The sequence below is a fragment of the Pantoea anthophila genome, from assembly GCF_006494375.1.
Lineage (GTDB): Bacteria > Pseudomonadota > Gammaproteobacteria > Enterobacterales > Enterobacteriaceae > Pantoea > Pantoea anthophila.
Genome location: NZ_VHIZ01000037.1, coordinates 31,243 through 44,258 on the forward strand (window position 1 = coordinate 31,243; position 13,016 = coordinate 44,258).

General features: G+C 50.8%; 13 protein-coding genes and 1 pseudogene. 6 read left to right on the forward strand and 8 right to left on the reverse strand.

Annotation, left to right across the window (positions count from 1 at the left end; all coding sequences use genetic code 11):
• Window positions 1-483: 483 nt before the first annotated feature.
• Window positions 484-693 (forward strand): annotated as a pseudogene (locus FJW00_RS22555) (hypothetical protein); the annotation flags it as partial.
• Window positions 694-821: 128 nt separating this feature from the next.
• Here FJW00_RS22555 and FJW00_RS07300 read toward each other — a convergent pair.
• Entirely contained in the window at window positions 822-1,208 is a 387-nt protein-coding gene (locus FJW00_RS07300; protein WP_167428710.1) for a nuclear transport factor 2 family protein, read from the reverse strand.
• A gap of 99 nt (window positions 1,209-1,307) precedes the next feature.
• On the opposite strand from FJW00_RS07300, the gene FJW00_RS22735 reads away from it, so the two are divergent.
• On the forward strand, window positions 1,308-2,078 hold the full coding sequence (locus tag FJW00_RS22735) for an AraC family transcriptional regulator (protein ID WP_258317021.1): 771 nt from the start codon (window positions 1,308-1,310) through the stop codon (window positions 2,076-2,078).
• A gap of 99 nt (window positions 2,079-2,177) precedes the next feature.
• Here the strand turns inward: FJW00_RS22735 and FJW00_RS07310 are convergent, their stop codons facing one another.
• On the reverse strand, window positions 2,178-2,504 hold the full coding sequence (locus tag FJW00_RS07310) for a four-helix bundle copper-binding protein (RefSeq protein WP_140029438.1): 327 nt from the start codon (window positions 2,502-2,504) through the stop codon (window positions 2,178-2,180).
• Window positions 2,505-2,844: 340 nt separating this feature from the next.
• Here FJW00_RS07310 and FJW00_RS07315 point away from each other — a divergent pair, with 340 nt between their 5' ends.
• Together FJW00_RS07315 and FJW00_RS07320 are read left to right on the forward strand one after the other, a co-directional pair.
• Window positions 2,845-3,210: a hypothetical protein gene (locus FJW00_RS07315; RefSeq protein WP_046102734.1), complete on the forward strand. Its 366-nt coding sequence runs from the start codon at window positions 2,845-2,847 to the stop codon at window positions 3,208-3,210.
• A 49-nt stretch (window positions 3,211-3,259) separates the two neighbouring features.
• Window positions 3,260-5,317, forward strand: coding sequence for a pyrroloquinoline quinone-dependent dehydrogenase (locus FJW00_RS07320; protein ID WP_373682545.1), 2,058 nt, complete (start codon window positions 3,260-3,262; stop codon window positions 5,315-5,317).
• 209 nt (window positions 5,318-5,526) lie between these two features.
• On the opposite strand, the gene FJW00_RS07325 is transcribed toward FJW00_RS07320, so the two are convergent.
• The 5 genes from FJW00_RS07325 to FJW00_RS22325 form a co-directional block, all read right to left on the reverse strand.
• On the reverse strand, window positions 5,527-6,423 hold the full coding sequence (locus FJW00_RS07325) for a hypothetical protein (RefSeq protein ID WP_140923381.1): 897 nt from the start codon (window positions 6,421-6,423) through the stop codon (window positions 5,527-5,529).
• A gap of 360 nt (window positions 6,424-6,783) precedes the next feature.
• A complete protein-coding gene (locus FJW00_RS22320; protein ID WP_181405362.1) occupies window positions 6,784-7,011 on the reverse strand; it encodes a hypothetical protein in 228 nt (75 codons plus the stop codon).
• A 149-nt stretch (window positions 7,012-7,160) separates the two neighbouring features.
• Window positions 7,161-7,469, reverse strand: a complete 309-nt coding sequence (locus tag FJW00_RS07335; protein WP_140923382.1) for a hypothetical protein — start codon at window positions 7,467-7,469, stop codon at window positions 7,161-7,163.
• Window positions 7,466-7,759 carry a hypothetical protein gene (locus FJW00_RS07340; protein WP_071987830.1) on the reverse strand — a complete coding sequence of 98 codons (294 nt, stop codon included), beginning with the start codon at window positions 7,757-7,759 and terminating at the stop codon, window positions 7,466-7,468. Before FJW00_RS07340 ends, FJW00_RS07335 begins: the two co-directional genes overlap by 4 nt.
• 64 nt (window positions 7,760-7,823) lie before the next feature.
• Complete coding sequence (locus FJW00_RS22325; RefSeq protein WP_158000260.1) at window positions 7,824-8,192, reverse strand: hypothetical protein; 369 nt, start codon at window positions 8,190-8,192, stop codon at window positions 7,824-7,826.
• A gap of 1,129 nt (window positions 8,193-9,321) precedes the next feature.
• Here FJW00_RS22325 and FJW00_RS07350 point away from each other — a divergent pair.
• Window positions 9,322-9,501, forward strand: a complete 180-nt coding sequence (locus FJW00_RS07350; protein ID WP_009092874.1) for a con-10 family general stress protein — start codon at window positions 9,322-9,324, stop codon at window positions 9,499-9,501.
• Between the two features lie 173 nt (window positions 9,502-9,674).
• Here FJW00_RS07350 and FJW00_RS07355 read toward each other — a convergent pair whose 3' ends face one another.
• On the reverse strand, window positions 9,675-10,958 hold the full coding sequence (locus tag FJW00_RS07355) for a DUF2254 domain-containing protein (RefSeq protein ID WP_373682543.1): 1,284 nt from the start codon (window positions 10,956-10,958) through the stop codon (window positions 9,675-9,677).
• A 520-nt stretch (window positions 10,959-11,478) separates the two neighbouring features.
• Here FJW00_RS07355 and FJW00_RS07360 point away from each other — a divergent pair.
• Complete coding sequence (locus tag FJW00_RS07360; protein ID WP_140923385.1) at window positions 11,479-12,957, forward strand: SulP family inorganic anion transporter; 1,479 nt, start codon at window positions 11,479-11,481, stop codon at window positions 12,955-12,957.
• Window positions 12,958-13,016: the final 59 nt, after the last annotated feature.

Genomic DNA, 13,016 nt, shown 5'->3' on the forward strand with positions numbered 1-13,016 from the left:
AACATTATCGCCACCGGCTGCAGGACTAAGCCAGCTGTTCTTTGAAGACATTAAGGCTTGCAGGCTCAGTAAGCTGTTGGTGCAGCTCTTGATTCGTGCGTCTCAGTGAATGCCACCTGGGAGCTACTGATAGTCAGCCAACTGCGCCGCTGTAATCTCCCTGAACTGTGGGGGCAAAAGGCCTGAGGCATGCTGATAACGCTGGCGTCGCTAAGCCATATTTCTATTTTTCCGGTTGCTGAAATGAGCAGTGGTGTCAAAACGCCCATGCACAGCACATTATTGATGTGAACAAACATTACCCGGCTGATGCTGGGCGACTTCGCGTTTATGAGTTTGAAGTGCCCAGGCAGGTTGCCATTTATGGCAGGCAGAAGACCTTACAGCATCAGCTGAGCGGGTTCTGTCTCAGTAACCGGTGATCTGCCGGGCAATGCTTATTCCGCTGCCGCTGATGTTGAGTGCCTCTATGGAGACATGGCCAGAGGGCTGGCCGCTGGCGGCATCGCCTCCTAAGGACAGTTACAGTTGCTGCAGCCGTTCCTGGGTCTCGCAATTTCGGCAACGCTGCTGTCTGAAACGGTAGGCCCGGTGATGATTATGATAATGCTGGGTATCATCCTGTGTGCAAATCTGCTCAAGCAGATTTGCACATCAGGCCACAACCACTTCCTCTGTCTTTTTGGGCGCTGAAAATGACTGCTTCTGACCAGGAATGTGGCTTTTATTGCAGGATGATGTTGTCATGTTCAATCTCAATCGGGTCAGGAGATGTGATTCGGGTTGCCGCCTGTGAGCGAACAGCAGATATAAAAACCTGATTATCTGGCGCTTCCTAAGTCTCGGTCACTTTCCAGACCTTTAATCATCAGTGTGGCTTCTTCGATACGAATAAATCGTCCAGAATCATCTGTTTCAGCGAACATATACACTTCCATATCTGCCTCTTCACCATCACGCTTAAAACACAAAACACGATGCCTTGAAGCATAGCGATTTCCATCCCGTAACTCGTCGTGCATCTCAATTATGCCGGAAGCAATGATCTCGCGAAGTTTACGTGCATGTTGAGTAAATCCATCTAAGTCCTCCCACGCGTTATCAGTACGCTGCCGATAACCGGGACTAAAATAGCGATTAATTATCACATCGAGTGGCATCTGCTGTTGGTTAAGAATCTCATCCAGTACGTCAGTAATAGAAATCATTTTCATGGTCTGCCCTCAGTAAAAGTCAGGCGTACTTTACAATCGACTCGATGGCTTCGGTACGGTATAAAAGACATCAAATACCTCAGACGCGCCAATATGACTGAACCATTGATTTCGTTCACCCGGACTTTAGCTCCAGATGGCCCCCCATTGATTGTCACAGTCAGCCAGTCTGATGCAATAAGGGAAACGGCTCGCCACCATCACTCCTGTGGACAATTACTCGGAGCTGAGGATGGGCTGCTTACGGTCGATGCCGGAGATTATCGGTGGGTCGTACCGGCAACGCATGCCGTATGGATACCTCCAGATGTTTCGCATGGACTACGCTCGCACGGCCCTTATTCAGGCTGGAGTATCTATGTGTCTGCCACCCTATGCAGTGAACTAACTGATAAACCTGCTGTTCTCTCAATTACAAATTTGTTGCGTGAGGCAATAACACGGGCAGCCTCATGGGAAAATGCAGAATTAAATGCGCCTCAAAAACGTTTAGCTGGCGTTATTCTGGATGAAATAGGCTCCCTTCCTGAGGTCGATCTTGGGCTGCCCATGCCGCAGGATGTCCGGCTCGTCAGAATTGCTCAGGCACTATCTGACAACCCGAACGACGATCGCGGACTTAAGGAATGGGCGGTCTGGGCAGGAATATCTTCGCGCACACTGTCTCGTCGGTTTAACGCTGAAACTGGTTTTACCTTTAATGAATGGCGACAGCGCATACGGCTACTCAAGGCTCTTGAGCTTTTGGCTTCAGGCAAGCAAGTGACAACAGTTGCACTGGAACTTGGGTACAACAATGTGAGTGCCTTCATCGCCCTGTTTCGCAGAGTATTTGGTACGACGCCCGCGCGGTTTAAAATTTAAATATCCAGGCCTGCATTAAGCGTCCGCTTCTGGCACAAGCGGGCTTACCACCAGGAATAAATAACCCGCCGAAGCGGGTTTAGCAAATTTAATTCATTCTCAGGCTGCCATCTTTCGGCATTGTTCAGCACAGTGATGACAAGCTCTGGAGCACTCCTGACAATGGTCATGTTCATGCTTTCCACATTCATCGCCGCACTTCTGACAAACGTCAGCGCAAAGACGGCAGAGCGCCTGTGCTGAGTCGCTATTTAGTGTCATGAATTGAGCTGCGAGACGGCAGATATTTGCACATTGCATATCCAGCTTTATGCATTCGCGCATCATTTCAAGATTCTCTTCTTCGAGACATGAAGCCGCGCAGTTATCACATGCAGCTGCGCACAGGTAACAGGATTCGATGCATTTTTTATATTCGTCTGACATGATATCTCCTCAGCTAAAGTTACAGATTAAGCATGGATGAGATAACTGATTATGCAATTCTGGTATTAGTTAATAGCCTTTCCGGGGTTTCACACACTTCATAACATCGCCTCTTCTATTCAAAAATACTTTTTGCCCGCAACACATCCCGGCTTGCGTAATTCCGTTTTCCTTCCAGGCCTGAGGAAGCTCACGCATTAACCGGTGATCTGAATACATTGGTTGTTCAGTCAGCTAAAGATGGCAGGTTTTTTTTATCATTTTCCGGCGAAAAACAGCCGCATAAACCTGCCAGTGCGCCATATTTAATGATTAATCAAACACCATGGGACTTCCTGTTATGTTGCAACCTCAATCTTCACGTCTGGGCGGCTTACTGCTGCTGATCGCGGCAGCGATCGGTTTCGCGGTGGCTTTGTATGCGTGGCTGACGCCACTGACCGGTGTGACCGGTACAATCGGCGCATTAGGTGTGGCTATCGCCAGCGTTATTCTGGCGATACTGACATTTATTCTGCGTAGTGCATCCGGTCGCGGTGCACGTGCGACAGTAATTGTTCTGACCCTGTTCGTGTTATTCGGTACTGCTTTTGCCGCCGCTTTGCTGCATCAGTACATCATTACGGCAGCGATGGTTGCAGGCCTTATTGGTCTGATTACGCTCTGCAGAAACCCCGCTCGTCCTGACCATCGCGTTAAAGCCTGAGGAAACCTTCGTGAAGAACAATAAAACGACTCCGGTAATGAAAGTCGGCATGACGGCGCTGGCGCTGCTGCTTACCCCACTGGCACTCCATGCGCAGGATAACGCTGCAGAGGCCTCTATGGGCGCGCGGGAGAAGGTCAGTCCGGATGCGGCTGATCACCAATCTCCCGGTACCACTAATACCACAGACGATGCCTCAACCGGCAAGCGTGATGGAGATAAGGTCGCAACGGCAGACAATCCCCCGACTTCGCTGGTGCCATCGGGTGCGACCTGGGACAGCTTCCACGGTCAGCTTAACGCGCAGAAATACAGCCCGCTGAAGCAGATCAATACAGACAACGTCAGCCGGTTAAAGAAGATCTGGGAATTTCATACCGGTGATGTCTCGGACGGCAAGGGTGACACGCCCGCGACCGTCTGGTCAGCCACCCCTATTTTTGCCAATCAGACCCTGTATATCGGTACGCCTTTCGATCGCCTGATTGCCCTCGATCCCGGTACGGGGAAAGAGAAATGGCACTACGACACCAAATCCCCGCGTAAAGCTCTGACCCAGCCCGTTCTGAAAAACCGGGGCGTCTCTTACTGGCAGGCAAAAACCCCCGTCGCCGGACAGGCGTGTCAGAAAATCGTCTATATGGGTACGGTTGATGGCAAGCTCTTTGCGCTGGATGCCGATTCCGGTAAGCCATGCAGCGACTTTGCTGATAATGGCGTTCTCGATCTCAATCAGTGGAACACGATTAACGCCAAATACCCGCTTTCAGTTCTGCAGCCGCCAACGGTCGTGGGTAACCGCCTGCTGATTGGCTGGGCGGGCAAGGACTGGGCCTATGCTGAAGCGCCTCCGGGCACGGTTTTCGCCGTGAATGCGCAGACCGGCAAACGCGAATGGACGTTTGACGCTATTCCGGAAGCGGTCCGCAAACGGACCGGTACGGCTAACGTCTGGACACATATGTCAGCTGATGAGGCGCATGGACTGGTGTATCTGCCGGTCTCATCGCCGTCTCCTAACTACTGGGGAGGTAACCGCACTGCACCTATCCCACTGGGTACCTCAACCACTGCACTGGATGTGAACACCGGTAAAGTGGTCTGGTCCCGTCAGTGGGTGCACCACGATGTGTGGGACTATGACATCAACTCGGCGCCGACACTGATGGATATCACGGTCAATGGCAAACCGATCCCGGCACTGATTCAGGCAACCAAGCAGGGCTTTTTGTTTGTGGTGAATCGGCTGACCGGTGAGGATGTCTGGCCGATTGAAGAGCGACCTGTGCCGCAGGGTGATGGCTCGGTTCAGGGTGAAGTTCTTTCACCCACGCAGCCATTCCCGACGAAACCTGCACCGCTGCTTGACCAGTCGAAAAAGCCAGCGATCTGGAAACTGGCGGATATGGTGGGGGCAGGTCAGTGTTCAAGGTTATGGGATAAGCTGACCTACGAAGGCATGTACACGCCGCCTGTCACCAAAGGCGAAGGCACACTGACGTATCCGGACAGTGCGGGTGGCGTGCAGTGGGGCGGCGTCGCGTTCGATCCTCAAAAGCAGATCGCGATCGTTAATACCTCCCATATCGTGCAGTACGTGAAGCTCTACAGCCGCGAAGATTATGAAAAAGCGGATAATGGCGCGGGCAATGAGAGTGGTTTTGCACCACAGGAAGGCGCGCCTTACGGCATGCGTCTCATGGTTGCCAATAACTGGCTGGGCATGCCGTGCTGGCAGCCACCCTTTGGTGAAATCGTGGCGATTGATATGCACACCGGTGACGTCAAATGGCGTCGTCCTGTTGGCGCATCTCAGCAGTATGGCTTCTTTATGCCAGAAAGCTGGGGCTCACCGACCATCGGCGGCCCGGCAGTCACTGCGGGCGGCGTGATATTTATTGGTGCGTCAATGGATGCTAAGGTTCGCGCCTATTCCGTGGAGAGTGGCGAGGAGCTGTGGTCCGATCAGGCAGAAGCCCCCGCGGTAGCCAATCCCTCGGTCTATGAGTATAAAGGCCGCCAGTACGTGGCGTTTGTCGCCGGCGGTAATACCATCCTCAAGGATCAGGTGGGCGACCAGGTGGTGGTTTACGCTTTACCTGAATAGCGGTTGCTGAAGATTCCGTGAAGAATGTATGGGGCCTCTGGGGCCCCATTTTCTTTGTGATTCTGACCAAACGATCATTCTCCTAAAAGCAATCTCATGCCCAGTCTGAGAGCCGTCGACTGCAGATAGAACTGAAAGGCGTTATTGATAAAAGTTACTGACTAAGCAGATCAAACAGTTCTGGCTTCTGAATTTTCAGAATTAATATCTTATGTATTCTTCAGGTTCAGAAAGTAGTCCATTAACGTTTTGTCCCAGCGCTCTCCATACTGAGTGTCATTTATGCCTGTGTTTTTATCCTGTATGACATCATTGCCTTCTAATCTGAATCCATGCTTCTTGCCGGCTTCGGTGACAGTAAATACACCATCTTTGCTGATGACATCAGGTTCTTCAATTTTCAGTGTGGCTTCGCTGGCCGTATTTATTATGTAGTTATTCTGTCCCTGACTTACATAAGTTGCGAACGGAGATGCCATGAATTGGCTTTTCGATGTCGCATCAGAACCGGTAGTTTTCATGATGGATTCCAGATAGTCAAAACTCGCGGTATGACTGAAAGAATACCCAGGGTCGAGTTCATATCTGATAAAAGCAGGGTCGAGGCCAGAGTTTGCAAAGTTATCACCGCTCAGAATACGGGATGCTGTTGCAGCATCTTTATCTGTAAATGATACCGTCTGAACCCGACCAGTCGTATCGTGACTATTCCCTGTATTATAACTACCTGACACGCTTCCGAACTTACGGTAATTACCTAAATCGCGTGCTATATCATCAACATATCGTAAGTCAGCTCCCTGTGTCTGTGCCTGATCATAGAGATGTGAAAGTGCGCCCAAATCGCTCTTCGTCAGAAAAACAGAGGCATCCATTCCCTGGTTATTTTTGGTAAGCTGAGTCTGCATTTCAGGTAAGGTGCTTACCTTACCAAAAAGACGAGACATCATCAGTCCTCGTCCACTTATCGTAGACTGGCCTGACGAGACAGGCTGCACGACTGTAGCGTTGCTCTCGCTGGCAGGGTAGAGGCTGGAGCTTTCAGGGGTTTTAACTGATACAGATGGATTCTGCCTGTAAATATTGTTTAACGTATTGATGTTCATTGCCAATGCCTCTCCATCCTGAACAACACTCAGTCCGTGATAAATATCGATGGTTTTTTTAAGTAACGACAGAGCGACATAAAACTTTAGATGAAATGATTCATTTAAGGTCTCCAGTCAAAAAAGCAAACGCTCTGTTCTTTACAGATTTAAGCAAAGAGGCCGCTTCTGGTACAAAGCGGACCTTGTGAAAAGTCAGACGTTCAGCCAGAGCGATATCAGGTTTTAATACCTTAATTACATCAACCTGACTGAAAGAGATTCATTACGAAAAGTCTGTCTACTTAGACGCTCTGGCACCGCTCATCCCCGGAGAACCATCGTGACCTCCATTGGTACCACCCTGACCACCCTGACCACCTAACCCCCCGGGGCCCGCATCACCTCCATTTCCACCGTTACCTGAACCATCACCATTACCACCATTTCCACCGTTACCTCCATCTTCGCCACCACTTCCCCCATTACCTCCGTTTCCATCAGACCCGGCTCCGGCATTTCCGCCGTTACCGCCGTCACCATTGCCGGAGCCATCACCTCCATCACCTCCATCTCCATCGTCTGCGGTAGCATTAAAGCTAATGGCAAAAGTTAATGCCGGTAACAGAATAGAAGGTGTGCAAAAAATTAATACCCGAAGTGTTATGAGAGTTATTATGACTGATGACTTTAAAAAGACGCGCAAACTAAAATATTGCATTCAGACTCTCCTTAAATGAACTTGTTACATTATCTGATTATGTGTTCCCCCCATCCCCGCCATCTCCACCGTCACCGCCATTTCCGCCAGGTGAATTATTACTGCCCCCATCACCTCCATCTCCACCATCAGCGCCATTTCCCCCGGCCGCGCCTTCACCTCCGTGCCCGTTGTTACCACTGTTACCCCCATCACCACCATTGCCGCCATCAGCTGTCAGATGAAACAAATGAGAAGCCGGTATTACAATTTTTTTCTCCTTGTTTGCCCAGGCATTGGTCATTGAGTTGAGAATTACTACGCTAAACAGGCTTAACGAGAAAAATGTATTTATTTTGTTATTCATCCATTAGCTCCATTAGCTCCGGGCGCACCGTTTCCGCCATTTGCGTTTCCATCAGGCGTGTTACCGCCATTACCGCCATTGCCGCCATTGATACATGGGGTTCCCGACACACCTTGCCTGCCATTCTCACCATTAGCGTCACCGCTTTTAGTCGTGCCGCCATCTTTCCCATTCAGATATGAGCAGTCATTATGTTTATGATGATGCCTGTTTGAGGCCTGAGCATTCAAAGCACTGACTAAAATAGTTGAAAGGATAACTATATTGATGGTTAATGAGCGAACTTTCATTTTATATCTCCATAAATTAAACGCGGAGAAATCATTCGCCGCGTATTAAAATTAAAGCAGCCTGTTATGAACCACCATCACCACCATTATCTCCTCCGCCATCTCCGCCGCCATTATCGCTTCCGTCACCATTACCGGTACCGTTATTATCTCCACTGTCATTACCATTGCTGCTGCCATTCCCACTATCGGCATTACCACCATTACCACCATTGCCGCCATCCCCGCCTGGCGCTCCCGGTGAATTATCATTCCCACCATTCCCCCCATTACCTCCTGCAGCACCTGCAGCGCCATTCGCATCGCCGATTAACACATAGGGCTTCGCAGAGTCGGATTTAATAGCCTCACTGTCCAACAGCGCTGCGACTGATAGCCGGGATGACATAATTAGCAAAACTCCTAACGCAAAAGTGATTTTATTGAGTCTCATAGTCCATCCTTAAAGTAAGAAATACATGAGTAAAAAACACGTTGCTGATAACCCCGCCGTGGGGTTGCCTGAAGTAAATTAAAAAAAGCATGAAAAGAGAAGGGATGCAGATGTAATAAGAAGTGTCTGGTGATTAACTGTTGTGTGTAAAGTAGCAGGTAGGTTTGTTAGATCTTTAATGTATCTTTCTGGCGGGTGCTGTTTTGTCAGGCCAGCTCTGAAAGTGATATACAGTTCACGGTAACAGCTTTTACAGGCTGAAACCTATTACATTTTTATTAAGCATTAATTTTATGTTTATCTAAAAAATTGGATAGGTAATGAAAAAATTGCATTTCAGAAGGTTGTAACCTCTTTAATTCTGATTATTTAATGATTAATGCAGAAACTGTTTAAGAGCAGATCTGTTGCATTCAGGACAAACTGGCACGGCGAGGCTGGAGGGCTCTTCAACAGGCGCGCTGAAGATACACTACGAATCCAGAGGAGCTGGGTTAAGCGGATCGCACATCAGAAAGGAGTCAAAACGCCTGCTGATTCTGACTAAAACAGACTGTTTGCCAGCGTAAATTATTGTGAGATAGCCACTGAAAGGGCTGAATCCTTAAGGTGTGTTTCCGGCGGATGGCCAGGCGCCCCAAGCCGCGCTGCAGATCCATCAGGCTGCTAACAAACTGCACCTGGTGTTTTTCTGAACCTGGAACTGAGTAAAATCATACGGGCTTTTACAGACTCGGTTACGCTTATCTGCCACTCTTTCTGCAGCATGAGTGAGTCAGAACCCACCTGAACTCTTTTCGATTGAACAAGCATGCTTCAGCACAGCGTCACAGTGCTCTGTTTTTATAAATTTTAACAAAGGTAATATTTTATTAACGGGGTGCGGAAAATATAACTTTCAACTCAGTGTCATAAGAATTTGTTTTAATTTTAAAATTTTCATCCCTGTCGTCTGGCTTATTTCGCCTGGCGTGCGTCTCGCTTATGCTTTTTCCCCGCAGAGTTTAAACGGGTCCGCTTGCAAACATCCTTGCCCCCTCTAGAATAAACAGTGCAACACGAATACGGCTGGCGATATTTATCATGCCGGTTACCATCTATTTTTAGAAAAGTTATCCAGGAGGATAATATGGCCGAACATCGTGGTGGTTCAGGTAATTTTGCAGAAAACCCTGAGAAAGCATCTGAAGCGGGTAAAAAAGGCGGGCAAAACAGTGGCGGTAACTTCGCCAATGACCGTGAAAAAGCTTCAGAAGCGGGCAAAAAAGGTGGCCAGAATAGCCACGGGGGCGGACGTAAGTCTGAATAATCAGAGATGTTAATGCTGATTTAGCCTCAGGCCCCGGCATTCCTGCCGGGGCTTTCAGTTTTAATACATTGAGAGATGAGGGTTAATTTACGAAACCATTGTCAATAAATAAGCGCTGCCGCAGTGTTACTGGCAATGTTTATTAAATCCTTTCTCTGTCAGCCGATATTGCTTTATATCAGGCTCTCTTCTTCACTTATTCCCGTCCCGTTTAAATAGTGCCAGCCATAAGCACGTTTAACTGCCTTTTTATCTGCCTCACAATGCATCGCGTGACTGGCACGCGTCAGCGCAAGCAAGGCATGGCGCTGCGCCTCTGCGGCATAACGTTGAGGTGAAATCACCGCCAGCGAGTGCAGCGCTTTCTGCAGGCGCAACTGAACTTCGACCAGTGCGGCACCATCTCGCGCAATCCCGGTGAAAATATCGTCAAACATGTCGCAGATTTGTACGGGCTGCATAAAGAGCCGCGGGTAGTGCGTGGTGGCAGAGTCTGCAGAGGCGGGCAGGGTAAACAACCTGACCGCCCGGCCGATAATATCGATCGCAGTGCCCGGATCGTTAACCGCCGGAGATAGCGCGCGTGAGGCGATTTCGGACAGGACACACAGCCCAAAGCGGGGGTCCTGTTCAAAGGAACGCTGCTCACCCAGGGTGAAGGCATGACACACTCTCTGCATCTCATCCTCTTCCAGTGGCCGATCGCACCAGAGCAGCGGGGCGCCATGATGAATAAAACTGCCCGGCTGAGCGGCAAGATAAAGATGACAGTCGTTCTCCTGAGCGAAGTCGGAAAGATGTTGCAGGTCAACATGTTGCAGATAGCCGGTCTGCGGATGAAAGATGCTCTGCGGGGCGCTATTCTCCGGCAGAACACCGTTCCAGGCAGAGCAGCCCATACAGGGTTGCCGGAGGCGATCGTGGAGGGCTGCCGTGGTGGCTTCTTCGACGCGATGGGATGTGTCAGACATGCAGCCAAACTGGGCCAGATGCTGTATCCAGCGCAGCAGCGTCACGACAATCGTGGCAATGACCACCAGGGTGACAAAAAAGAGAATCACCCGCCCCTGGGTGCCATAGGCGCCCATGCCAAGGGCAATGATGCCCACCAGGCTGTAAAGAAAGGAGCCAATAAAGGTCGCCAGCACATTCTGCGTTGTGCCATCTTCAAGCAGCAGCACCGTAGCGCGTGGCGTCACGCTGCTGCTGGCAGAGTTATAAGCCGTAACCACGATATTGAGCGAGAAGGTGGTGACGGCCAGCATACTTGAGGCGAGTATCGTCAGGATCTTATCGACCGCGTCACTGCCCACAATCCCTGATACCGAAACCGGTATAAAGGGTTTAAGGGCGATAGCGACAAGGGCAGTGATAATCGCCAGCAGCGCGAATAATGAACTGCGAAACCAGAGCTGTCGGGTCAGCCGCAGAAGAAGCCACCGCGTTTTAGACATCATGTCACCTTTTTAATCAGTTTATCGTCGCGGCTTCGCATCAGGCCTTCGTCCGCTGTCCTTACAAAACCACTCTGTCGCCTCTCTTATCTGACCAATGGACCGGGCAGACGCCTCGCTTACAGAGCTCGCTGGTTGCAAGGTAAGAATAGCCACGGATTGGCGCATTGACACCCGCGCGCCCTGCGCGGAAAGGCGCTGACCTGTTGCAACCGGGGTTGATCGGTCATGACATTCGTTTATAGTAACGGGTCTGTCTGGTCAGCTTTTCACTCTGATCAGATATCACGGCCCGCGTTCAGAACAGCATTGCGCGGGATGACTTCCGTCCTGAAGGCACGCTGCTGCCGTAAAGGAGAACCTGAAATCATGCGTCTTACGCCACCCTGAGTCTTACCCCTCCTCTGTCGCACTGAGCCCGCTCAGCTGCGCGCCCTGAACATCCCGTCTGCGGATGGATCTTTTCGTATCTGAAAATTATTGCCCCTGCGGGCTGACTTTATTCAAAATCTGAGAAATTATTATGCTGCTGTCCTCGACGCGTAAGGACTGGCTGGGTAACGTCCGTGGTGACGTCCTTGCCGGTATTGTTGTCGCGCTCGCGCTTATTCCGGAAGCGATCGCTTTTTCCATCATTGCTGGTGTCGATCCCCAGGTCGGCCTCTATTCCGCCTTCTGTATCCCCATCGTCATGGCCTTCTTTGGTGGCCGCCCGGCGATGATCTCCTCCTCAACCGGTGCGATGGCACTGCTGATGGTCACGCTGGTTAAAGACCACGGACTGCAATATCTGCTTGCGGCCTCTGTGCTGACGGGCGTGTTCCAGCTGATAGCCGGATACCTCAAGCTCGGCAGCCTGATGCGCTACGTTTCGCGCTCGGTGGTGACCGGCTTCGTGAACGCACTGGCGATACTGATATTTATGGCGCAGTTACCGGAGCTGACGCATGTCACCTGGCACGTCTATGCGCTCACCGCTGCCGGGCTCGGCATTATTTATCTCTTCCCGTACCTGAATAAAACGATTCCTTCCCCCCTGGTCTGCATCATCGTGCTGACCGCTATCTCTGTCTGGCTGCACCTGGACGTTCGCACGGTGGGCGATATGGGCAAACTGCCTGACAGCCTGCCGGTGTTTCTCATTCCGGATATCCCGCTTAACTTTGAGACCCTGCTGATCATTCTGCCGTACTCGGCGGGGCTGGCCGTGGTAGGGCTGCTGGAATCCATGATGACCGCCACGATTGTGGATGATATGACCGACACAGCGAGTGATAAGAACCGCGAGTGCAAAGCACAGGGTATTGCCAATATCTGCACTTCGTTTATTGGCGGGATGGCGGGCTGTGCCATGATTGGCCAGTCGGTAATCAATGTTAAATCGGGTGGGCGGGGACGGCTTTCCACGCTTACGGCAGGCGTGGTGCTGCTGTTGATGGTGGTGTTCCTGCGCGACTGGGTGTCGCAGATACCCATGGCGGCGCTGGTTGCGGTGATGATTATGGTTTCCATCGGCACCTTTTCATGGCTATCCCTTGCGAACCTGCGCACCCACCCGCTTTCAAGCAGCGTCGTGATGCTGGCGACCGTGGCCGTGGTGGTCGCGACCCATAATCTGGCCTTTGGCGTGCTGACCGGGGTACTGATTGCATCACTGAACTTTGCTACTAAGGTGGCCCACTTTATGGCCGTTTCCTCTGCCGTGGAGGGCAATTCCCGCACCTATACCGTGAGCGGACAACTCTTCTTTGCCTCAGCTGACCGGTTTACCCGCTATTTCGATTTTCGCGAGAAGCTGGATCGTGTGGTGATCGACGTGACGCACGCCCATTTCTGGGATATCACCGCAGTCAATGCGCTGGACCGCATTGTGATTAAGTTTCGCCGTGAGGGCACCGATGTCGACATCAGGGGAATGAACGACGCGACCCGGACGCTGGTTGACCGGTTCGGCGTGCATGACAAACCTGAAGAGGTAAAAAAGCTGATGAGCGGCCACTAATTCATTGATGATTTATGGTGATACAGGATCGGCTTCCAGCCGTGTCATCACTTAAAAGC